The organism is Alkalispirochaeta alkalica DSM 8900, assembly GCF_000373545.1.
GTDB lineage: Bacteria > Spirochaetota > Spirochaetia > DSM-27196 > Alkalispirochaetaceae > Alkalispirochaeta > Alkalispirochaeta alkalica.
The window spans coordinates 167469-190909 of sequence record NZ_KB891692.1 but is presented as its reverse complement, the minus strand read 5'-3'; the positions used below and the strand labels follow the sequence as shown (position 1 = coordinate 190909).

Below are 23441 nucleotides of genomic sequence, written 5' to 3'. Positions count from 1 at the left end.
GCACCCTTCCCCTCCGGGCGCTACAATACCCCTCCTATGGACGATCTGGAACAACTTTTTCAGAAGGCCCTGGAGGCGCGCCGGAAGGCCTACGCGCCCTACTCGGGCTTCAAGGTGGGAGCTGCCCTGCAGATGGAAGGCTCGGGGGAGATCATCACGGGGTGCAACGTGGAGAACGCCAGCTACGGGGCCACGGTCTGCGCCGAACGGAACGCCCTCTTCACGGCCATCGCCCGCTACGGGGAGATCCGGGTCGCCCGGATTCTGGTCGTCACCGATGCCGACCCCCCGGCGGTGCCCTGCGCGCTCTGCCTCCAGGTGATCCAGGAGTTCTGCGCCCCCACGACGCCGATCCATCTGGCTCATCTGCAGGGAATTGCTCGTACCCTCACCCTGGGAGAACTGCTCCCCCATCCCTTCTCGACTTTTTCCTGAAGGGCCCTCGTGCTCCTGAAGAGGCCTCGTGTTCCGGGTGTTCGGAAACTTTGTGGAGCCCCGGGCTACGGAGACGGCCCCTCTGTGCCGATGAGAAGATCAGGGAGGAGTCCATGAATCGAAGAAGAGCCCCGTTTTTTCTGATCTCCAGCGTCATCGTGGCGATGGCCGCCCCCGCTCTCCTGGCGGGAGAAACCCGGCCCGGGGAAAATCCCCCACCGGCAGAAACACCGGCCCGGACAGAAGAAGCGCGGCAGGAGGTCTTTGCTCCCTTTGTATCGCGGCTCCGTGTCGCTGTCCGGGACCCCCAGATCCGCCTCACCTGGCGAGACTCGCGGGACCTCCCGGGCGGGAGCTACCGTATCTACCGCCATACCCGAGAGATCACCCCCGACACCTTCGCCGGGGCCCGCCTGGTGCACACCGCGCCCGGGGGAGTAGAAACCTACCTGGACACCCCGCCCGAGGTGGGGTCCTATTTTTACGCCGTGGTGGCTGTGGACAGGGAGGGACAGGAATACCCCGTCTTTGTCCCCTTCAGGAACAAGACGATCCGCCCCGTCCGGATCTCCCGGCTCGACACCGAAGAGGATCGGGCCGCCCGCGTCTACGACCTGGTGGCGCGCCCCCAGGACGCCGTGGTGGTCCTTCGCTTCAGCCCCTCCCGGGGAGAACGGGAACTGGCGGTCTACCGCAGCCTGGAACCCCTGCTGGAGCAGTCGGATCTGGCCGGGGCCACCCTGCTGGAACGCATCGACAGCAACACCCGGCGGTTCGTCGATCATGCGATCCCCGGCGTGGCCTACTATTACGGAATCTTCGACACCTCCCTGGTGGAGCGGGGCACCGTGGAGATCGTTCCCGGCGCAAACGTCCTCACCGAGGCCGTGCAGATATCTCTCGGGGAGCGTCCCTCGCCCCAGCTGCGTCTGACGAGCCCTCCGAAACGGCCCGCGCCCCTGCCCATGCTGGAGCTCTCCAGCCAGGCCGTGCCGGGGAGCCACCGCCTGATCGTCCGGGAACTCCCCCACCAGGGACGCCCCCAGGAGCTGAACCCCGAGACGGAACGAATCCTGGCACGCCTTCTGGAGGGAGCCCCCCGGGAAGAACCCTTCAGCCCGAAACCGAGAATCCTGCCCCCGGAACGGGACCCCGCAGCGGAGGGGACGGAGCGGACAGTTGCCCAGGTCATTACCGAACATTTCGAGCGGGGCGACTACGCCGGCACCACAAAACTCCTGAAAAACCTTCTGGAGCTCCCCCTGAGCCAGGATCTGGAGGCACGGGTACGCTTCTATCTGGGGCAGTCCCTCTACTTTGACGGGCGCCGGGAACCGGCGTTCGCGGAGTTTCTCCTGGCTTCCCGGGGAGATCTCTCCCAGGAGGTGCGCCCCTGGACCGAAGGAATCCTCCGGAGGCGCGCCTTCCAGGGCCGGGCAGAACTCTGACTCCTGGCCGCCCGACCTTCTCCGGGGACGCCACGCCTTCGGGTCGCCTCCGGTGGCACACCTCGAGTGACCTTTCCCGGACCTGACTCCCCGGGGCTCCGGGGACACGCTCCGGGGGCGCTAGCGGTTCTGTTCGATCTTCATGGAAAGGGAAATCCTCCGGGACTCACCGGGGGAAAGGTTCAGGGGCCAGCGGAAGACGCTGCAGTTCGACTGGTAGAACCAGTGGAGCCGATCACCCAGGAGACCCACGGCTTCCACGGGGAAGCTCCACAGATCGGGCCGTTCCGAGGGATTAACCTGGATTCGTGTGCTGTTCCGCAGATCGTGGAACTGGATATCCGATACCCCCTGGAGCTCGGTCATATCGGGGGCGATCTCCTGCCGCAGCCTCCCCTGACGCACGTGCAACCGGAGGCTGTCCACCTCCAGGGAATGGAAGGAGAGATTAAGCTCCACGGCAAAGGCCGCCTCGAGCGTCTCCATCCCGGTGTTTTCGATCTCGTACTCCACCTCGATACGGTTCTTTATGAACCGGTACCGCTTTTGCAGGGTTAACTCTACCAGGGTATCTTCCGTCCGGCAGGTTCCCAGGAAGGTCACGGCGTTGTGGTCCTTGTCCAGGGAAGCGATCCGGTACTCCAGAGAGGAGATGTCGCAGAGCGACCGCCGGTCTCCCCGGGCGAACTGCGAGGCCCTGTTCTCGGGCAGCAGAAGATGATCCACAAAGCCGGCCCTGGGCCAGCGATCGTACCCCGCCGTTACGGTGGCCTCGTCGTGAAAATCCTCGGGACACCGCTGGAAGGTATCGAGGTAGTTCCAGTTCCTGCTGATCCAGTCCAGCTCGAAGAGGCGGGCCCCAAAACGGTGAAGGTAGGCGTTTATCTCGTTCCCCTGGTACAGCACCTCTTCGCGGCCGTCGAGATCAACATCGACCCGGGAGATGGCGGGAATGAAGATTCCCCGCTCCCGGGTCGTCTTCTCCGCCTCAATCAGCGCCGCATAGGTGGCTTTTCGCAGGTTTGCCCGGTATATTCCCCCGGAGTTGTTGGGCCAATAGGCAAAATGGCTCTGCCCGCGCCACAGCTCCTCGCGGGCCGTCATCTTCCGGTACTTGTCCCCCCGAATCTGGTTTACCAGCACATGGGTGTGCTGCATCCGGGCGTAGAGGCGCGCGCTCTCGGGATACATCTCCATGATCGAGCGGAAACTGCTCTGCTCTGCCCGGAGAGCGCTCTCCTCTTTTACGGCGCCGGCCTGGACAACTTCCTCCTGGACCGTCCCTTCCTGACCGTGCTCACCGGGGGTGAGCTTCGGCAACCAGTCCATGAGAGCCGCCACGGTGCTGGCCGGGGCGTAGGCCCGGTCCACGGGCCGCTCGTTCTGGAGGATCCGACCCGGCACATCCACGTGTATCCAGTCCCGGTTTGCCGTGACCAGATCCAGGAACCGCTCGTACCAGACCATGGCAGAGGCTGACTGGTCGGGAGTATACCCCGCCCGGATCCCGTCGAACATGAGGGCCACCAGGGGCTTCAGGGCAGAACCGCCGGCCCCCTTCCTGACGGGGTTGGCCTCGCGCACCCCCTTCAGGAAGGCGATCACCTGCTCGGGAGTCTGCTGAAAGAGGGTCTCGCTCATGCCGTGGGCCACGGGAAGGACGATCAGGGTCTTTCCCTGATCCTCGGTGAGGACGGGCCAGAACTGCTTCTCCGGGGGGAGCGCCCCGCCGAAGACCGATTCCCGCAGGAGCACATAATCGAGCCCTCCCGTGTTCAGACTGGCGGCGATACGCTGGTCCCAGACGCTCTCGGGTACCCAGGCTCCCCGGGGTCGTCGGCCAAAACACTTGCGCACGTGCGTGGTCATCCGCTCGATCTGGCCGATCCTGTCCGTCTTGGGAATCAGGGGCAAGAGCGGTTCGAAGAAGGCCCCTCCCAGGAGCTCTACCTGCTTCCGCCGAACCATCTCCATCAGGACATCGACAAACTCGGAGTGATGCTTCTCCAGCCACTCCAGAAGAAGCCCCGAGTAATAGAGTGTAAAGTTCAGATCTCTCCTGTTGTAGAGGAGCTTCAGAAAGGGCTTGATGCCGTACTCGTACTGCGCCCTCTGGTCGGCCTCGGAGAGATCGAGGATCTGGCTATTATGGGAACCAAGAATGAGGTTGATCGAGCTCATAACATCGAGCGAAGTGTACTCTCTCCTCCTTTACCGTGCAACCCAACCAGACCGTGCAACCCAACCAGATCTCGTACCCCGACGATACCGTGCACCCCGGCCACACCGGGAACCCCGCGCACCACAAACCGGCCGGTGCCCGCGCATCCGGGGGGCACCGGACACAGCGCCCTCACCACAGGGGATGTACAAAGGACGCCAGAAGACCATCGATCTGCTGAAGCGCCAGGGCAAAGGCCGCCACGGCCAGGAGCACCACCACCTCTCCCCGCAAGACCCGGGGAAGGCGCAGTCTCCTGAGGCGATCCGCCACAGCAGCGACGGGCACCAGCGCACACAGAAGCCCCACCCCCGCCGCCGCAGCCACAGCGGGCATCAGCCGGAGAGAATCAACCTCGGCGGCGATCGCCATGGGAACTACAAAAAGCGTACTGTTGAAAAAGACCACCGGAAGAGCCCGGCACCAGCGCTCCCGCGAAAAGGGAGCCACCCACGACACCAGGGCGAGCCCCGCGCTGGACGAAAAGGCCAGCACCCCCAAGAGAGCGAGCGTTGCCAGATACTCCAGGGAGAGGGGAACCAGCACAAACCTGAAGAGAACCCCGTAGATCAGGGAGACCCACACCAGAGCAAAGGTTATGGCCAGGGAGAAGAGAAAACTCTGACGAACCGATCGAACCAGCTCGGGCAGGGGCCAGGGCGCCAGAAAATGAACCAGCACAACGTTCTGCGCCACCGCTGCGGTCAGCAGCAAGGCTCCAAATCGCATCGTCACCCTCTCTCCTTCTCCGGGGAGTTCCCCCGAACCGACACTTTATTTACCACAATGCGCCCCAGGGCGAGCAGAAAAAGACCAAACGCGACCGAGTGAGCGGGCTTGAAGCCCCCCTGGATAACGGGAATACGCATAACCGATAATATCACAAGCCCCAGGAGAAAACCCACGGCCAGACCCGTCGCCCGGGAGATTCGCTCCGTGGCAGACTCTTCCCGGCGCCGCCCCTCCCGCACCGGCCAGAGCATCACCCCCGAGACAGCGATGGATCGGAACAGATACAGCCCCCGGGTGGGCAAGACAATACCGGCCAGAGCGAGCCCCAGCTCGGTCAGGGAGATCAAGGTTCCTCCCGTGAGCAAAACCACCAGAAACGAATAATCAGGAGGAAACCAGCGCTCGAGGAATGCCGCGAGCGCGTGGGTAAGAACCACCAGAAGCGGGACCGCCAGGGCAAAGAGAGCCGTCATATACCAGGACTGGCTCGCAAACAGGGCGATGGGCAGGGCCAGAGGGGTCACCCAGAGCGGGTTGCCCTCGGCTATCCCTCGTACAATATCTCGGTTCATTCCATAGCCTCTCTTGTCCGGACGATATCCTGCCGGGCGAGCAGCAACGCCTGCTCGATGGCGCGCCGTGTCCAGGTTGCTCCAGTCAGCCCGTCCAGAGTCCCCCGGGAGAGGCGGTGCTCCAGATAGGGCCCCTCGTAGCCCCGGAAAACCAGAAACCGTTCCAGGGACAGATCCTCCCGAAGATACAGAAGAAGATCCATTCGGGACTGATATCCCCGCGCTGCGGCGCGAATCACCACCCCTCCCGTGGAAGGCACATCCCAATACTCCCGGCCCTCCAGAGTCACCCCTGGTGTTGCCCGATCAGCACCGNCGGAGACCTCCTGGAGAGCCCGGGCCAGCGCCCGGGCCTGAACCCGGGCAACTCCAGGCTCCAGAGCGAGATNGGCAACCACCACAACCAGGGCTGTCCCCAGAACCAGGGCCAGCGCCTTTCCCGTTCGTTCCAGCGACTCTCTCACCGCCGCCTCACCCTGCACACCAGATTGTCCACGAGGGGAACAAAGAAACCGGCGATAAAGATCGATGCCGTTGCGGGGATCGCCACCTGCCGGGAGATCCAGAAGAGCGCCGCAAGCGCCCCCGCCAGCACGCCGAAGAAGGCCATCCCCCCCCAGGAAGCGGGCCTGCTCCCGGGGTCCGCCAGCAGAAAGACAAGGACGAAGACCGCGTTGGTCATGAAGAGCGCCTGGAGCGGATCGCCCCCGNCCANCCCCTCTCCCTGGGGGAGCCCCCCCAGGAGCCATACCAGCCCCAGATAGGAAACCAGGAAGAGCAGAGAGGTGACCACAGGGGAAAGATCCTCACCAAAGACGATCATCGCCCCCAGCAGGGAGGGCCAGACCAGGCCGGCCGTCAGGGAAGACCCGTGAAGCGCCGTTTCTCCCAGAACGAGACTCCAGGCCTCGCCAGGAACCCTGACGCCCAGGGGCTCCAGCAGAACCTGCTCCAGCGAGGGCACCACCCGGGAGATCAGCCCCGGGAAAAAGGAGAAGATCCCCGATCCGCCCGCCTCGAGGATCACACCCGTCCCGGGAATCAGGGCACCCGCCAGGGCGATCCCCACCAGGGCCGGGTGCATCCAGTAGCGGCCCGGCCCGCCGAAGAGCCAGACNCCGGCAAANACCGTGAGAAGCGAGGCCAGGGTCGCGATCACGGGGTCCACCGAAACGGGCAGGAGCGCAGCCACCACCAGCCCCAGATACACCGACCGCCCCTCCGAGGGAAGGGTCGGCTGGCCCGAGAGGAGCGCCGCCGCGAGCAAATCGGCCAGCACGGCCCCCGTCACGGCGGCCACCACCAGGATCAGCGCCGGAAGCCCTNCCCGCATCACCCCCGCAGCAACGGGGATAAAGGCCGCCACGGAGAGCCTCCAGTAGAGACCGTGCACGGTGAGATACCGGAAGGAATGAGGAAACTGCGGAAGCCCTGCTGCGGCCGGCGCACCTGCCTTATCGCTCATAATAACCCCTCTGCTGCTCCCTGCCGGATTCCCGGCAGGATTCTGCCTTTCATACTTCCCTTGTTTCTGACCATCATGCCTTCTCTCGCTGTCCCCTGCGCAGCGCGATCTTGCCGCGCCGCAACCGCTCTACCAGGGGAATCCGGGAAGGGCAGACGTGGGCACAGAGACCGCATTCGACGCACCGCTCCAGATCGGCCTCCACCTCCGCCGGAGCCTCCCCGGCAAGGCCGTTGCATACCTGAATCGGGAAAATTCCCGCCGGACAGGCCCGCAGACAGGCCCCGCAGGAGAGGCAGGGCATCTCCACACCGGCCCGGACATCTTCCCCGGTCAGGGCCAGAAGCGCCGGGACCCCCTTCGGGAGCGGCGCCTCGATATTGCGGACAACCCTGCCCGTGAGAGGCCCTCCGGCGATGATCCTGGCGGGCTCGCTCCTGAGCCCGCCACACTCGGCAAGTATATCGGCAATAGGAGTTCCCACCTTCACCCGCACGTGGGCAGGCCGCTCCACAGCCCCTCCCCCGACGGCCACGATCTGGTCTGTCTGGGGTTTTCCCAGAACCACCGCCTCGTAGAGAGCCAGCGCTGCGGCAGGATCGATCACCAGCAGATCCCGCACCTGGTCGCGGACNTCCCGGGGAGAGAAGACCCTCCGGTACAGCTGGTCGTGGAGGTTCGCCGGGTACCGCCGGGCCACGCGATGAAACCGGACAGTTCGCTTCCAGGACGTCCCGGAACCGGCCCGGCGCACGGCCCGGTACGCGCCGCGATCACCCCGGACGGCCACAACGTGACACTCCCCGGTTCGGGCGATCCTGGCGGCGATCTGCAACCCCGTGAAGACCTCCAGGGGATAGCGCAGGGTGATCTCCCTCCCCGCCGTAAGATAGGGCTCGGTCTCGGCCATGTCGAGAACCACCACGGGGGGCTCCACGTCCCTACCCCGCTGCAGGTAGAGATGAAGCGGCACGGGAGAACGTCCCCCCAGGATAATACCGGCGCTCCGCACGAGAGACGTCAGCTCCCGGGGCTCCAGATCTTCCCAGGGCGACCCCTCCCGCTGTCGACCCAGACGGTCGAACTCCCCCGACAAATCGATCTGCACGGCGAGGCTCCTGGTACCGTCCAGGAGCTCCGTCGTGCCCACCGTAGCGACCCGACCGGGAACGGGAGCGTGCACGGGAAGCGCGAACCGCCCCGAGCCGTCGGCGAGGAGCATCTCCTCCCGCACCAGGTCCCCCCGGCGCACCAGGGGAGAAACCAGGCTACCCGCGTGCTGTTGCAGGGGAACCACGCATACCGCCGGTACCGCGGCGTTCCAGAACCCCCCTTCCAGTTGCCGCTCTTCCCGTAGCGGACGAATTCCACCGATCCCGTTCCTTCTGATGGCGAACCCCCTGATAGTCATTCCTCCATTCCCCGATACCCCGGTACCGCCAGAATCCATAGCGTCTATTCCGGGTTCCGCAGGGCGAGCCCAACCGTACCAAGCCGACTCCCGTAGGGCAAGCGCATACCGCACACAAGAACGGCCAGTCCCGCAAGAAAGGCAAGAAAAGCCCACCCCGCCCGATCGTGGGGGACGGGACGGAGCGTCAGCTCCCGGGGAGCGATCACCGTCTGCGGCCCCTCCAGGGTAAAAAGCCCGTACACCGACCGGGCAGGAGGCACCCGTTGTGCCTCGAGCCAGCTCTGATCGAAGACAAGCCTGGTCTCGGAAAAATCGAGAACGCGCCCCCCCTCCCGGGTGAAACGGGTGATCTCGATCCGGTCCCCCGGCTCGGGCACCGAAAAATCCCCCCCGTAGAGCAGCGACTGCTGGTACCGGCGGTGGGCCAAATACCCCGCCACGGAGAGAGGATACTCCCCGGGAGGAAACTCCTGCGCCAGAGCGAAGACCTGCCACGCCCAGACCAGATTCTGATCGTTCCCCGAGTCACCCCAAGAGATCCCCTCCGTCCCTCCCGGAAGCTGGGAGGGAACGGGGATAACCAGCGCCCCCTCCCGGGGAGACCGCACCTGCCCGGCAAAGAGGGAATTCCCCAGGAGCGAACCGGCCGGGGGGGAAAATCTCCCGGCCCCATCCAGCACNGGGAGGATCAGGGGCCCCGCCAGAGCGAGAAGAATAACACCCCCCGCCGTCACCCGAAGCGCCACCCCACGGGGCGCGCCCCGTCCGGGCAGGATCGGCCGGGGAATAAAAACCGGATGCTCCCGCCGCGCACCCCTCCAGGCCCCGACAAAAAATGCCAGGAGCCACACAAAGCCCAGCGCGAGAAAAAAGAGAAGAAACGACAGCCCGGCCCCGGTAGCACGATACCTGCCAAGGGTCACGGCCGTCGCGATCAGCCCCGCCAGGATCGCCGCCAGGGAGAGACGGAGAAACGCCCCGTCCCTGACCGGAGAAACCCCGTAATAGAACCACTCCTCCTCCCGTGGAAACGCCCGGTCCTGCCACACCGTCCAGGCGAGGAAGAGGAGCACCGCACCGGCCTCCTCCACGGGACCGGCCCCGAGACCGTGCAGAACGGTCACCCCCCCTGCCAGCACCACGGGCCACCAGCGCCGGCGAACAAATACCAGCGCCGCCAGGGAAACCAGCACCGAGGGCAGGCCCGCGAGGGGGGATGGCGCGCGGCCGGCACCGGCGATCTCCACGGGAAGCCCCTCAAGGACATCCATAATTTCTTTTCTTGCCCTGAAACGATCTTCCCTGGAGCGATGTTCCCCGAACCGGTCGCCCCGGGGACGCTCCCCCCCCTCCCCTGAATCGCCCGCTTCCTGGCTCCCTCGGGGAGAAGAATCCCCGGAGGGAAGAAAGACCAGCTCCAGAGGCTCTCCATCGAGGCTCCCCCGGAAGAGGTCGGGCAGGGCCCTCATAAACGGATCAAAACGGGGATCGCCTGTGTCGAAGCGGGTGGCCAGCTCTGCCACCGGAACCTGACTCTTCTTGAAAAAGTCCTCCACCTCCACCGTGGCGGTATAGCGGTCCAGCGGAGGCTTTCCCGCAGCCAGAAGGCGCTCCCGCACCTCCTGGAGGTCTTGCCCTTCCGGAACCAGGAGAACCTCGAAGGACCGCCAGGGAGTAGCCATGGCGTGCGTATCGCCGGGAGAAGTCCGCATCATCGCCGCCGAGAGGAGCAGAATCAGGAACGTTACCAGGAGAATCCGGATCACCCCGCGTCGGGGGGCTCCCTGGTGGACCAGCCTGAATCGGACCGTGTCAGACCAGGTGGTGTCAGGCCGGGTGGTATCAGGTCGGGTGGAGCAAAACCGGGGCGTGCTTGATCGGGGCGTGCCGGAAGAGGCCATGCTAGGACGGGCCATATCAAAGGAGAACGAACCCTGTGGCGATAACAAACCCCAGGAGCGCCCCCACACAGACCTCGGAGAGGGTGTGGCCACTCACCTCCTTCACCGGCGAGAAGGGGACGTCCAGTTTTTCCGACACCTGCCGTCCCAGACGGTTCAGGGCCTGGGCCTGAAGGCCCGAGGAGCGGCGCACACCCAGAGCATCGCGAATGGTGAGCCCCCCGTAGAAGAGCGCGAAAACGAAGAGCGGGGAATGGGCCCCCTGGGAAAAACCGATCGCCGTGGCCAGCCCCGTCACCAGGGCAGAATGGCTCGAAGGCATTCCGCCGGTCTTCCAGATAAAGACCGCCACCATATCCCGGGACCCCCGGGTTTTTCCCCGACCGTAATCGATTACCATTTTCAGAAACTGCGCGAGAAACCAGCTGAAAAATCCCGCAAGGAAGATCCGGCTCGAAACGAGATCGTAGAGGTAGTGCAATGACGGATTACGCACCGGAAGAGTTTCACCGCTGTATCTGCCCTTTGTCAAGTCTGCCCGAAGCGGCTACAATCGCCCCATGAGAACCCTCGCAGTGAGAGACGACGATCACCAGAGGAGGCTGGACCGGGTCCTGCGGAAAGCCTTCCCCCACGTGCCCCCGGGCGCCCTGGCCCGAGCGGTCCGGCAGGGATCGGTACGGGTGAACGGCAAACGCTACCGCCACAACAGCCGTCTCCAGGAGGGCGACATCATCACCACCCCCTCCTGGGAAGCACCCGCCGGGGAGCCCCGGGGGGAACCTCCCCGCNCCAGCGGGTCGCCCCGGCTGGAGGGGGACCGGATCATCGCCGGATCCCGGGAGATCCTCATCCTGGAGCAAACACCCCACCGGATCGCCCTGNCAAAACCCCGGGGCCTCCTNTCCCAGGGCCAGAGTTCCCCGGGTCAGGAATCGCTGGACCAGATCGTCCGGGAGGTTGCCCGCGCCCGGGGATGGTGGAAGGAGAGTCTCAGCTTTCGCCCCGGGCCGGTCCACCGGCTCGACCGCAACACCACGGGCGTGCAGCTCTTCGCCCTCTCGACCCGGGGGGCCCGGGAACTCAGCCAGGCCTTTCAGACCCCCGANGGGGTGATCAAGCTCTATCTCACGGTCCTGGAGGGGAACCTGGCCGAGCCGCTCCTGATAGACCTGCCCCTGTGCTACCTGAACGGAAAGCGAAAGGCCTATCCCCGGGGATCTGCCCCGGACCACTCCGGAGAAGAGCCGCTCCGCTACGCCCCCGCACAAACCGAAGTGATCCCCCTGGCCTGGGGCTCGCGTTCCACTCTGGCGGCAGCGATTCCCCACACCGGAAGAACCCACCAGATCAGGTGCCACTGCGCCGCCGCAGGATACCCCCTGGAGGGCGACCGAAAGTACCAGCCCCCNGACCGGCGCGCCGGAACTACCAGCCGGGACAGTAGCCGGGNCAGTAGCCGGGGCTCCAGCCAGGGCAGCAACCGAAACACCGGCAGCAGCGCCGGCCCCTACCGGAGCTCCCCCCAGGGTCCCGACAGATACGACCCCGGCTACATTCTCCACGCCCGAACCCTGATCATCCCCGCGATCGCCTCCTGGCGNGCCCCCCTCCCCCCGGAGGTGACCCGCCACCTGGCCAAAACCTTCGGAGACACGGAACAATTCCTGGCCCGGGCCGATACCCTGGCCTCCAGAGGTTGTGCCGGCTCATCCCGGAGCGATACAATAGAACCATGAGGCAACTCTTCTTTACCCTCTTCTGGTTCGTGCGGGGTCTTCAGGTCTACGCCCTGGTGGGAAAAAGCGGCACCGGCAAAAGCTTCCGGGCCCGGCTGGTCATGGAAAAATACGGCATTAACCTCCTCGTAGACGACGGACTCCTGATCGAGGACCAGCGGATCGTGGCCGGCAAATCGGCAAAGCGCGAGGACGCCTACATGGCGGCGGTCCGGACCGCCCTCTTTACCGAGCGGGCCCATCGGCGGGCCGTACGACACGCCATCGAGAAATCAAAATTCAGGAAAATCCTCGTCCTGGGCACATCGGATCGAATGATCTACAAGATCTGCAGCGCCCTGAAGATCCCCGAACCCAAGCGGATCATCAGAATAGAGGAGATCGCCACGGCCGAGGAAATCCGCACGGCCATCACCCACCGGACCGCCTCGGGGCGGCACGTGATACCGGTTCCCTCCATCGAAGTGCGCCGGAACTACCCCAAAATCATGGGCGACTCGATCAAGGTCATCTGGAAACGGGGACTGGGGCTGGTGCAGCGCGACAAAACCTACGAAAAAACCGTAGTCCGCCCCTCCTTCAGCACCAAGGGAACGGTCACNATCAGCGAGGCGGCTCTCACCCAGATGATCATGCACTGCGTAGCCGAAAAAACCCCGGGCCTGAGCGTGCGGCGGGTGAGCATCAGCACCGATCACCGGGGGTACCGCATCGACGTTCACCTGCGAGTCCCCTACAGACTGGAACTCAAGGGGAGCATCTACAGCCTGCAGCAGTACATCGTGGACCACGTGGAGCGCTTCACGGGCATCATCATCGACGCCCTGAACATTATCATTGATAACGTAACGGACACCCACTAGACTAAAGGAGCCGGGAGACCGGGAAACTACACATCCCCTGCAAAGGGACCGATAATTCCGGATACCGACAGTTCTGGATATGGAGGAAACCATGACCGACCGACCCGCCCGAAGAGAGACACCACCAGCCTTCGCAGCGACCCCGCTGGTGCTGGTCTTTTCCCTGCTCATCATGATCGGAGCCCTGCCCGCGCCGACCCACGGGAGCAGTCGGCCCCACCAGGTCCGCAGCGAGCACTATCTGGTCATCTCCCAAACCAGCCAGGACGAGGCCGAGCAGGTCGCAGACACCCTGGAAGCGCTCCTGGGCCTCTACAACAGGAAGTTNCGCTTCCCCCTGGAAACGCTGGAGANNCCCTTCCGGGTCGAGCTTTTCGGGAGCAGCCGGGATCTCGACCGGTTCCTCCCCGAATCCCTGGAAAGAGGCGATCACCGCTTCGTCTACCTGCACTACAGCGACCCCGCAGAGAACCTCCTGGCGGGCCTCGCCACCACCGATACCCCGGAGACAAGGCACCTCCCCCCCGCGCTGGTTCACCAGAGCTTTGTCCAGTTCTTTCGGGCCTTCGTACCACACCCGCCCCTCTGGATCAGGGAAGGCTTTGCCCTCCACTTCGAGGCCGTGCAATACGATCAGGAGTACCGAACCATCAGTTTTCGGGAGAACCTGGCCTGGCTCGACGTCCTGCACAATCTNCTGGCGGGCCGCACCGAAGGGGCCCCCATGACCCTCGAGGAGATCCTGGCAGCCTCACCCGATGAGGTGCTCCAGCGGAGCGAGGTCTTCTATCCCCAGGCCTGGGGGATGATATCCTTTCTCCTGAACGCCGGGGACCCCGAGATCAACCGCATTCTCTGGGACAGCATCAGCGCCCTCTCGGAGGAGGCCAGCCTGGAGGAGAACATTCGCCGGGTCTACCGCAGCGCCTTTCGCTGGACCGAGCAGGATCGGCTGAAGGAGGCCTTTCTGGACTACATCGGTTCCCGAAAAACCTTCCGGGGGTGGGTCGAGGCGGGGGTAGCGGCCTTTCACCGCCAGGATCTGGAAGAGGCCGAGGAAAGCTTCACCCAGGCCGCCTTCATCGAGGAGACTCACTACGTGCCGCCCTATTTTCTGGGGCTGATTCACTACCAGCGGGGGGATTACGGGAGGGCCGCGCAGTTTTACCAGCGCGCCCTCGATCGCGGAGCAGACCGGGCCACCACCCTCTACGCCCTGGCGGTAACGGCCTTCGCCGCCGACCGCCCCGAAGAAGCCGAGGAGTATCTGAAAGAGACCCTGCTTCTGGAACCGGAATACCAGGACCGGGCAGAGGAGCTGCTGCTACGCCTTCGGCGCGGGCGACGCAGCTCCTGACCCCGAGGAAGCCCGGCCGCCATTACTGCCGCCTCCCCGCCTGCGCCTTCGTCGTCGGCCTCTCCCGCCGGCGCGGCGGTCCTCGTCACTCTCGGCCGGTTCCTCCCGCAGGAGTCGCCCCTTGTTCCGGAAAATCTCCCGCAGGGCCGCCTCGACCTCCCTGTTTGCGGGGGTGACGGGCTGGAGGAACTCCTTCATGGCGTAGTAGCCCTCGCGGAAGGGAATCCGCTGCTGATCGGCAAAGGGCCCGAAATCCAGCAGATAATCGGCACAGAAGAAACAGAGCAGATCCTTACGGTCCAATCCGCCGGGGCGGTCCGCTTCACCGGACGAGGTCTCCCGTGCGCGGTCCAGGGCCGCCAGACGGTCGAGAAACTTCTGGCGATAGCGCTTGTCCGAACGGGCCAGCTCTGCCGGCACGGGCAGGATATAGCGGAACGCATCGAGTCGCAGGAGCTCACCGATGATCCCCGAAGCGGAACCGGTGGAAAGAATCTTGAAGAGTTCCTCGGTCATCCTGCTGGAGGGAACATCGGCCAGCAGAGCCCGGTCGCGCTGAATGGACCGCACCACGCGCCAGGGAAGGCGGAGCCCCCCGGCCTGGGCGTACTTCACGGCGCGAATGATTCGCACCGGATCCTCCCGGAATATGCGCGACAGGGGAATCACCGGCTGGAGCACCCTTTTGCGGATATGCTTCACACCGCCCACGTAATCGATCACCCGGTTATCGAGAGGATCCAGGAAGAGCGCGTTGGCCGTAAAGTCGCGGCGCTGCACGTCCTCCTCGATCGTACCGTAGACGTTCTTGAACCCCTCGGCCTCGCAACTGCGGAAAGTAGAGACCTCGATGATCTTGTCCCGAAAAAGGATATGCACCAGGCGGAACCGCTTGCCGATCACCCGGCTGTTCCGGAAGATCTTGCGGATCTGGGCCGGCGTGGCAGAACAGGAAACATCAAAATCCTTGGGGCTCTTGCCCAACAGAAGGTCCCGCACGGCACCTCCCACGATATACGCCTCGTAGCCGTGCTGCTGCAGCCTCCGCACCACCTTTACCGCGTCGTGGTCGATCCCCCTGGGATCAATGCCGTGGTCGGCAGCGGTATAGATCAGGGCACTCTGAATAATTTTCCCCTCGGGGGAACGGGAGTAACGTTTTCGCACCGTTCGTCTAGTCCTTTCGGGAAGGGAATTCCGGTGATTCTCCGCACCAGACTTCGCCACAATCGCCCGGGCTCGCGCTGGCCCCCGACGTCCCTACTCTCTTTCTGCCGCTCGCACCAGCCGTCCGGAACCGCCTTCGCCCAGAACACCGAGCGAGCAGGCCATCCCGAGGATCACCGGATTGTTCAATCATGAACCTGATCGTACCACAGGAAAGAGCCGGGAGGCTACACCCGTGACGCAAGACCTCCCGCGACACCGGAAAATAAATCGATATCCAAATATTTATTACCCTTACTATTTTCCCTGCTCCGGGGGATTCCCCGCCCCGCACCCCAGAAGCGAGGGAAGACCAGCGATGCTCTCGAGGACAACATCACACCTTCCCTCGAGGCTTTCCCGGCCCAGAGCGCCCGTAAGCACCCCCACAACCAGCGCCGCTCCGGCATCCCTGCCCATGGTCAGATCGTGCCAGGTATCACCCACCACCGCCACGGCACCGGAAGAGACCCCCGCAGCGCGGCCAAACTCCTCCACCACCGCCGGATCGGGCTTCTTTGCCCCTCCACTGTCGTAGCCCGCCACCCTGACAAAGAACGATTCCAGCCCAAACCTCTTCAGGGTGGCCCGAGCCGCCGCCTCGGAATCACTCGTGGCCAACCCCAGAGGATAACCCGCGCGGCGGAGCTCCCCAAACAGCGCGGAAAGATCACAAACCGGCACGGACGCCCCGGGCCCCAGGTCCGAACTGGCCCGATCGATACGTTCCTGGAGCTCCGCGAGAGAAAATCCCTCTGCCAGAGGACGCCAGGCCCGGGCGATATCACCGGCGTTACCCGCCGCAATCGGCCCATCGGGGGCAAAAACATCCTCCCCGGGGTCGTAGCCGGCAGCGCGCAGAAGATCTTCCGAGAGCACTCGATCTCCCCGGGAAACATCCAGGGAAACCCGCTCCATCACGGGGATCCAGGTCCTGCGGAAATCGAAAAGGGTCCCGTCCTTATCAAAGAGAACAGCTCGAACATCTCTGGTTTTCATGATTTTTCCTCATGGATTATTGACGATTTTCGGTCCATACTATACCCGAAAGGGGGGGCTAAACACGCCCGCCCCGATCTGGTATGCTTTGAACTCAATGCATTATAGGGCATTGCTTCAGCAAAGAGAAGGCGTCTCTTTGCCTTTGTCCCTATCTTGATTTCGCAGACCCGTGTTCATAAAAGGAGTTATTACATGAGAACGAAAGCACGATTGGTTACCACAGCGATCATGGCTGCCCTGGCAGCAACCGTGATCATCGCGGGGTGCCAGGCCCGGGAGGATGAAGCAGACCAGCTCGTCACCCTCAGGGTGGCGGTTTCCAACTTCCCCAACTCCCTGGACGCATCGATCGCCGCCGAGCGGAACGCCCAGAACGTGGCGTGGCAGATGTTCGACAGCCTGGTCTGGGCCAACGATGACAACATTATCGAGCCCGCCCTGGCCGAATCCTGGGAGGTCTCGGAGGATGGTACGGAGTACATCTTTCACCTGCGGGAGGGAGTCACCTTTCACAACGGCGAACCCTTCAACGCCCAGGCCGTGGTCTACTCCTGGGAACGGGGGAAACGCCCCGTCATGGAGTGGAGCGACCGCTGGGCCCGGGCAGAAGTGGTGGAAGCTCTCGACGAGTACACCCTGCGCATAACCACCGAGGAGCCGGATCCGCTCTTCTTGAGCGTCATGGCCCAACACTGGAACATCGTCCCCCCCCTCTACACCGAAGAAGCGGGCGACGACGCCTTTGGCGAAGCTCCCGTGGGAACGGGGCCCTTTCAATTTGTGGAGTGGGTTCGGGAGGACCGGATCGTCCTGGAACGCAACCCCGACTACTGGCGCATGGGCCTGCCCAAGGCGGACCGCGTAATCTACCGCCCCATACCCGAGGCCTCAACCCGCATGGCGGCGATCCAGACGGGTCAGGTTGATATCGTCAGCCGCCTCACCCACGAACAGGCCGAAGCGCTGGAGTCCGTCTCGGGCGTAACCGTGGTAACCTACCCCATCGACCGGGTCTTCTACATCGCCTTCAACAACCTCACCTCGGGCGTGGGAGAGCCCACCGAGGATGCCCGGGTACGACGGGCCATGAACTACGCCGTGGACCGCCAGGCGATCATCGACAGCCTCTTCGGAGGACGGGCCAGACTCGCCACGGGGCTCATGACCGAATCGAACCTGGGGTACAACCACTCCATCGAGCCCTACCCCTACGATCCCGACAAGGCCCGACAACTTCTGGCAGAGGCGGGCTACCCCGAGGGCTTCAGCATCGGCTTCGCCGCTCCCAGCGGAGCCTACACCAACTTTGAACAGGTCGCCGAAGCGGTCCAGGGGTACCTGGCCGATGTGGGCATCCGGGCCGACCTGGACATCATGGAATCGGGGCGCTTCTGGGATCTGGAAGGGGAAAAACAGCTTCCTCCCCTCTTTGGCGACAGCTGGTCCGAGCGGTCCGGAGAATCCCTGCCCCGTCTGAGAGGAGCCCTCGACGGCTGGGACGCCAGCTTCTCCGCCTGGAGCGATCCCGAAATCGACCGGTACCTGGACCTCATCTCCGTGACGATCGATCAGAACGAGCGGGCCCAACTGTACAAGGATCTTCATTCCTATATGTACCAGGACCCTCCCTTCATCTACCTCTACGTGCCGGAAACCTTCGAGGCGACCCGGGATAACGTGGTAGACTACCGGCCCCGGGCTGCCGAGGATTATTTCCTTATGTTCACCACGCTTCGCTAGGCTCATAGTATACTACGATCCGGCACGGCCGGCCTCGTGAGAGGCCGGCCTTCTTATCCCCATTTCAGGAGAACCTATGCAACGGTACCTTTTATCCAGGCTTGTCCAGTCGATCCTTCTCATGATCGGAGTCCTGGTTCTAGTCTTTTTTATCGTGCGCCTCACGGGGGACCCGGCGCGGCTCATGATGCCCCGGGACGCCTCTCCCGAGGAGGTTGAGGTCTTCCGCGAGGCCATGGGATTCAACGAACCCCTGCACCACCAGTTTTTTTCCTATCTGCGGGGTGCCCTGCGGGGTGATTTCGGACGATCCCTTCACTATCGCTCCCAGGCGATGCCCCTGGTCATCGCCCGCCTCCCGGCAACCCTGGAGCTGGCNCTGGCGGCACTCCTCTTCGCCCTGGCGATCTCGATCCCCCTGGGCATCATCGGGGGCTCCCGCCCGGGGAGCATCTGGGACACCCTCTGCCGCGCAGTCGGCCTGGTAGGGCAAACGGTTCCCAATTTCTGGCTCGCCCTGATGCTCATCGTCTATTTCTCNGTGCAGCTCCAGTGGTTCCCCACCTTCGGGAGGGACGGGATCCGTTCGCTGGTGCTCCCCGCAATCGCCCTGGGCTTCTTCCCCCTGGGAAAGTTCACCCGTCTGGTACGATCGGCGGTTCTGGAAGTAAAAAGCGAGGACTACATCAGAACGGCCTACAGCAAGGGGCTGCTGGAACGGAAAATTCTCTCGCGCCACATCTTCCGAAACGTGGCGATCACCCTGGTAAGTATCGTGGGGGTTCAGTTTGGCTACATGCTGGGCGGTTCCATCTATATTGAATCGATCTTTGCCTGGCCCGGAATCGGCCGGATGATAAACGAAGCGGTTCAGGCACGGGATTTTCCCCTGGTCCAGGCTATCGCCGTCTTCAGCGCCGGCTTTGTGGTGCTCCTGAACCTTCTCACCGATGTGGCCTACGCGCTGATTGACCCGAGGATTCGCTATGAAGATTAATACCCTTGACGACACCGGTCTGCGATCACCGGTGGCACGCTTTTTCAAACTGATCTGCCGCGACAAGGCAGGGCTGGCGGGAGTCATCCTCTTTGCNCTGATCCTGACCACAGCAGCCCTGGCTCCACGGATCGTTCCCCACGACCCCCTCCAGCAAAATCTCCGGGCAAGCCGTCTGCCCCCGGCCTGGCAGGAGGGAGGAACCTGGGAATACCCCCTGGGAACGGACAACCTGGGCAGGGACATGCTCAGCCGCATCATGGTGGGAACCCGGGTCTCCCTGACGGTGGGATTTCTGGGCGTTGTGATCGCCGCAACCATCGGAATGGTCCTGGGAATGATCGCCGGCTACACCGGAGGACTCACGGATAACATTATAATGGGGGTGACCAACCTCTTTCTGGCGATCCCCTATCTTCTTCTGGTGGTGGTGGTAGCCTCGGTGCTGGGGCGAAGCCTGACGAACGTGATCCTGATCTTCGGGTTTACCAACGCCCCGCTCTTTGTCCGGATCACCCGGGGNGAGGTGNTGCGAATCCGCCAGTCGGGGTACGTGGAATCGGCCATCAGCCTGGGCGCAACCCGGGGCCGCATCCTGGTGGATCATATCCTGCCCAACCTGGTGGGACCGCTCCTCACGGTGGCCACCTTCGAGATGTCGGGAATGATCTTCTACGAGGCAGGACTGGGCTTTCTGGGCCTCAGCGTCCCCCCGAGCATCCCCAGCTGGGGCAACATGCTCGCTGCCGGACGTCAGTACATCCAGTTTTCTCCCTGGATCGCGGCCTTTCCGGGGCTGGCCATCGTTGTAACATCCCTCAGCATGAACCTCCTGGGTGACTGGCTGAGAGATATCCTGGATCCCAAAATGCGACGGAGCGCATCCTGATATGAAACCAATCTTGCACGTCCAGGACCTTCGGGTCCAGTTCGACACCGTTGACGGCACAGTCCACGCCGTGAACGGTGTCTCCTTTGACCTCTTCCCCGGCGAGACCCTGGGGGTGGTGGGTGAGAGCGGGAGCGGAAAGAGCGTCTCCATGATGTCCCTCCTGAGACTCATCCCGGAACCACCGGGGAAGATCGTTTCCGGCACCGCCCGCTTCTGCACGGGCGATACCGACATGGATCTGCTCACTTTGAACCGGAAGGAGATGGCCCGGGTCCGGGGAAACCGGATCGGCTTTGTCTTCCAGGACCCCCTGAGTTCACTGAACCCCCTCATGACGATCGGGAGACAGATCGAGGAGTCCCTGGAGCAGCATACCGATCTCACGGGACCAGCCGCGCGGAAGCGGGTGCTCTCGCTCCTCGAGCAGGTGGGAATCCCCGACCCCGAAGCGCGNTATCGCAACTACCCCCACCAGTTCTCGGGGGGGATGCGCCAGCGGGTGATGATCGCCATCGCCATCGCCTGCGATCCCGACATCATCATCGCCGACGAGCCCACCACCGCCCTGGACGTGACGGTCCAGGCCCAGATCGTGGATCTCATGAACCGCCTGGGCAAGGAACGGGGAATCGCCGTGATCTGGATATCCCACGACCTGGGCGTTGTGGCCGGGATCGCCGACCGGGTGATGGTGATGTACGGAGGAACCGTGGTCGAANGNGGCCCGGCCGATCCGGTCTACTCGCACCCCCGCCACCCCTACACGGTGGGGCTGCTGGGAGCCCTGCCCAANCTCCACGAGAACACCCCCGAGCTGGTNGATATCACGGGAACCCCGCCCGATCTCTACGCCCCGCCCCAGCAGTGTCCCTTCGCTCCGCGCTGTCCCTGGGCGTTCCAGCGCTGTAGATCCTGGATGCCCCGTCTCTTTCCCGTAGATCTTCCTGCGGCGCTTCCCCGGGACCGGTACCAGACTCACGAGAGCGCCTGCTGGTACGATCTGGAGACGCAGGCACCCCGNCAGCTCCCGCCCGGGGAAAAGAACCCCGCCACCTCGAAAGGACGGTCATGAGACACAACGATACACCACAAGCCACAACCGGGGACGCCTTTGTCCGGGTAGAACATCTCCAGCAACATTTTCCCATCAAGCGGGGGGTCATCTTCAGCCGTCCCGTGGGCGCGATCCGCGCCGTGGATGATATTTCCTTCGANATCCCCCGGGGAGAAACCCTGGGGCTGGTAGGAGAGAGCGGGTGTGGAAAATCCACCACCGGCAGGAGCATGTTGCGNCTCTACGANCCCACCGCAGGGGAGGTCACCATCGACGGGGTTTCCATCACCGGCCTTTCCCGGGAGGAGCTTCGCCACGCCCGCCCCAGAATGCAGATGATCTTTCAGGACTCCTATTCGTCGCTGAACCCGCGCCACTCCGTGGCAAAGATCATCGCCGAACCGCTGGTGATCCAGAACAGGGAGACCCCCGGGGCGATCCGCACCCGCGTAGCCGATCTGCTGGACATGGTGGGGCTCGACCCCGACCACGGGAAACGGTTTCCCCACGAGTTCTCGGGAGGNCAGCGACAACGCGTAGGTATTGCCCGCGCCCTGGCGCTGAACCCGGAGTTTGTCGTCTGCGATGAACCGATATCAGCCCTGGACGTGGCGATCCAGGCCCAGGTAGTGAACCTCCTGGTCCGGCTCCAGCGGGANCTGGGGCTGACCTATCTTTTTATCGCCCACGACCTGAGCATGGTCCGTCACATATCCCATCGCATCGCCGTGATGTACCTGGGAAAGATCATGGAACTCGCCACCTACGACGAGCTCTTCCAGAACCCGCTCCATCCCTACACCCAGTCGCTGATGTCGGCCGTGCCGATCCCCGATCCGGAGATCGAAAAATCCCGAACCCGGCTCCTGCTGAAGGGGGATGTACCGAGCCCCGCATCTCCCCCTCCGGGGTGCGTCTTTTCCACACGTTGCCCCTTCGCAACGGACCGATGCTCCCGGGAGGTTCCCCAGCCACGACAGCTCCGCCCCGAACACACCGTGGCCTGCCACAACGTGGACGACCCCACGACGGGTCCCCGAATTGGCCAGACCGGGGAAGAGATCGTGGCGAGCCTTCGCAAAGCCTCAACGGGCGGGCCCGACCGGACCTTCCCCTGACCGGGAGAGTACAGCCCGGCCGGGTTTCCCCGCCTCGCTGGACAAAAAAATCCCCTGCCCGATTTCTCGAGCAGGGGATCCTCTTCAGAGACGTTCCCGCTGATCAGGCCCGATAAGCCCGGAGCGACTCCATCTCGAACTCGAGCGCAACCTCCTCGCCCGACCGGTGGACGTGGGTCTTGCCAGGACGATTGGGCTGCAGGGCGGTGATAATCCCGTCACCAAAGACGATCTTGTACTCCGTGATGGGACCCACAAAGGCCGAAACATCGATCTTTCCCGTGAGTTCCGCACCCGCTCCGGCGGACCCCGTCACCCTGATCGCCTCGGGCTTTACCGAGAGCAGAACCGCTTCACCCGAAGCGATATCCCGGGGACAGCGGGAAGCGGGAAGAACGAACTTGGCCCGATCCACCGAGATGGTAACCTTGTCGTTCTGGACATCCACCACCTCACCGTCGAGAAAGTTGGCGTTCCCGATAAAATCCGAGACAAAGGGAGTCTTCGGCTCATTGTAGATCTCTTCAGGGGGACCCTGCTGAACGATCTCGCCCTTGTTCATGATCACGATCTGGTCGGAAAGGCTCAAGGCTTCGGACTGATCGTGGGTTACATAGAGCGCCGTGATCCCCAGAAGCTGCTGAACGCGCTTGATCTCCGTCCGGGTCTGAATTCGCAGCTTCGCGTCGAGGTTCGAGAGGGGCTCATCGAAGAGGATGATGTCCGGCTTCAGCACCAGAGCCCGCGCCAGGGCGACCCGCTGTTGCTGCCCCCCCGAAAGCTCACCGGGATAGCGCTTTTCCAGCCCCACCAGGTTCACCATCTGGCTGGCCACGGCCACGTCGTGACGCATCTCCTCGCGGCTCACCCCGCGCAATTTGAGACCGTAGGCGATGTTGTCAAAGATTGTGAGGTGCGGAAACAGGGCATAGCTCTGGAAAACCATGGGCATGTTCCGCTGGAAGGGGGGCACCTGGGTGATATCCTTCCCATCCAGATGAATGGTACCCCCGTTGGGGCTCTCGAACCCGGCGATCATCCGCAGGGTCGTGGTCTTTCCGCACCCCGAGGGCCCCAGGAGCGTCACAAACTCTCCCTTGCTCACACTCAGGGAGACGGAGTTCACGGCCCGGACAATTCCCCCGGAACCATCGACAAAATCCTTTACGATATCCTTCAGGACGAGATAATCGGGCTTTCTTGAATCCTTGGGGTCCGCTGCAAATTCTGCGGCAGCGGACCGATCGATCGTCTGTTGTTCCATGATATTTCTCCCTCCCGGACC

General features: G+C 63.5%; 18 protein-coding genes. 9 read left to right on the top strand and 9 right to left on the bottom strand.

Annotation, left to right across the window (positions count from 1 at the left end):
- Window positions 1-36: 36 nt before the first annotated feature.
- Together cdd and B071_RS0102395 are read left to right on the top strand one after the other, a co-directional pair.
- Window positions 37-435, top strand: coding sequence for a cytidine deaminase (cdd, locus tag B071_RS0102400; RefSeq protein WP_018525508.1), 399 nt, complete (start codon window positions 37-39; stop codon window positions 433-435).
- Between the two features lie 113 nt (window positions 436-548).
- Window positions 549-1883 (top strand): hypothetical protein, encoded by a 1335-nt coding sequence (locus B071_RS0102395; RefSeq protein ID WP_018525507.1) that lies wholly within the window; start codon window positions 549-551, stop codon window positions 1881-1883.
- A 120-nt stretch (window positions 1884-2003) separates the two neighbouring features.
- Here the strand turns inward: B071_RS0102395 and B071_RS0102390 are convergent, their stop codons facing one another.
- From B071_RS0102390 to B071_RS0102355, 6 genes are all read right to left on the bottom strand, one after another.
- Complete coding sequence (locus tag B071_RS0102390; protein WP_018525506.1) at window positions 2004-4064, bottom strand: alpha-amylase/4-alpha-glucanotransferase domain-containing protein; 2061 nt, start codon at window positions 4062-4064, stop codon at window positions 2004-2006.
- 172 nt (window positions 4065-4236) lie between these two features.
- On the bottom strand, window positions 4237-4833 hold the full coding sequence (locus B071_RS0102385) for an Rnf-Nqr domain containing protein (protein WP_040586988.1): 597 nt from the start codon (window positions 4831-4833) through the stop codon (window positions 4237-4239).
- Window positions 4834-4835: 2 nt separating this feature from the next.
- The gene (locus B071_RS0102380) at window positions 4836-5408 is read right to left on the bottom strand and encodes an Rnf-Nqr domain containing protein (protein ID WP_018525504.1); all 573 of its coding nucleotides are present in this window, start codon (window positions 5406-5408) and stop codon (window positions 4836-4838) included.
- Between the two features lie 460 nt (window positions 5409-5868).
- Window positions 5869-6873: an RnfABCDGE type electron transport complex subunit D gene (locus B071_RS0102370; protein WP_018525502.1), complete on the bottom strand. Its 1005-nt coding sequence runs from the start codon at window positions 6871-6873 to the stop codon at window positions 5869-5871.
- Between the two features lie 73 nt (window positions 6874-6946).
- On the bottom strand, window positions 6947-8284 hold the full coding sequence (locus B071_RS0102365) for an RnfABCDGE type electron transport complex subunit C (protein WP_157702981.1): 1338 nt from the start codon (window positions 8282-8284) through the stop codon (window positions 6947-6949).
- Between the two features lie 1920 nt (window positions 8285-10204).
- Window positions 10205-10684, bottom strand: a complete 480-nt coding sequence (locus tag B071_RS0102355) for a divergent PAP2 family protein (RefSeq protein WP_245534036.1) — start codon at window positions 10682-10684, stop codon at window positions 10205-10207.
- 64 nt (window positions 10685-10748) lie between these two features.
- Here B071_RS0102355 and B071_RS0102350 point away from each other — a divergent pair, with 64 nt between their 5' ends.
- The gene (locus B071_RS0102350; protein WP_083914356.1) at window positions 10749-11927 is read left to right on the top strand and encodes an RluA family pseudouridine synthase; all 1179 of its coding nucleotides are present in this window, start codon (window positions 10749-10751) and stop codon (window positions 11925-11927) included.
- Window positions 11928-12869: 942 nt separating this feature from the next.
- Entirely contained in the window at window positions 12870-14147 is a 1278-nt protein-coding gene (locus B071_RS15440; protein ID WP_018525496.1) for a tetratricopeptide repeat protein, read from the top strand.
- On the opposite strand, the gene B071_RS15435 is transcribed toward B071_RS15440, so the two are convergent.
- Both B071_RS15435 and B071_RS15430 read right to left on the bottom strand, forming a co-directional pair.
- A complete protein-coding gene (locus B071_RS15435; RefSeq protein WP_018525495.1) occupies window positions 14115-15314 on the bottom strand; it encodes a tRNA nucleotidyltransferase/poly(A) polymerase-related protein in 1200 nt (399 codons plus the stop codon). The genes B071_RS15440 and B071_RS15435 overlap by 33 nt on opposite strands.
- Before the next feature lie 297 nt (window positions 15315-15611).
- The gene (locus tag B071_RS15430) at window positions 15612-16352 is read right to left on the bottom strand and encodes an HAD family hydrolase (RefSeq protein WP_018525494.1); all 741 of its coding nucleotides are present in this window, start codon (window positions 16350-16352) and stop codon (window positions 15612-15614) included.
- A 195-nt stretch (window positions 16353-16547) separates the two neighbouring features.
- Between B071_RS15430 and B071_RS0102325 the strand changes: the two genes are divergently transcribed.
- The 5 genes from B071_RS0102325 to B071_RS0102305 all read left to right on the top strand — a co-directional run bounded on the left by B071_RS0102325 (window position 16548) and on the right by B071_RS0102305 (window position 22156).
- The gene (locus tag B071_RS0102325) at window positions 16548-18095 is read left to right on the top strand and encodes an ABC transporter substrate-binding protein (RefSeq protein WP_083914349.1); all 1548 of its coding nucleotides are present in this window, start codon (window positions 16548-16550) and stop codon (window positions 18093-18095) included.
- Between the two features lie 76 nt (window positions 18096-18171).
- On the top strand, window positions 18172-19092 hold the full coding sequence (locus B071_RS0102320; protein ID WP_018525492.1) for an ABC transporter permease: 921 nt from the start codon (window positions 18172-18174) through the stop codon (window positions 19090-19092).
- The gene (locus B071_RS0102315; protein WP_018525491.1) at window positions 19082-19981 is read left to right on the top strand and encodes an ABC transporter permease; all 900 of its coding nucleotides are present in this window, start codon (window positions 19082-19084) and stop codon (window positions 19979-19981) included. Before B071_RS0102320 ends, B071_RS0102315 begins: the two co-directional genes overlap by 11 nt.
- 1 nt (window position 19982) lies before the next feature.
- Window positions 19983-21056, top strand: coding sequence for an ABC transporter ATP-binding protein (locus B071_RS0102310; RefSeq protein ID WP_018525490.1), 1074 nt, complete (start codon window positions 19983-19985; stop codon window positions 21054-21056).
- Window positions 21053-22156 (top strand): ABC transporter ATP-binding protein, encoded by a 1104-nt coding sequence (locus B071_RS0102305; protein WP_018525489.1) that lies wholly within the window; start codon window positions 21053-21055, stop codon window positions 22154-22156. Before B071_RS0102310 ends, B071_RS0102305 begins: the two co-directional genes overlap by 4 nt.
- A gap of 103 nt (window positions 22157-22259) precedes the next feature.
- Here B071_RS0102305 and B071_RS0102300 read toward each other — a convergent pair whose 3' ends face one another.
- On the bottom strand, window positions 22260-23420 hold the full coding sequence (locus B071_RS0102300; protein WP_018525488.1) for an ABC transporter ATP-binding protein: 1161 nt from the start codon (window positions 23418-23420) through the stop codon (window positions 22260-22262).
- Between the last annotated feature and the right edge of the window lie 21 nt (window positions 23421-23441).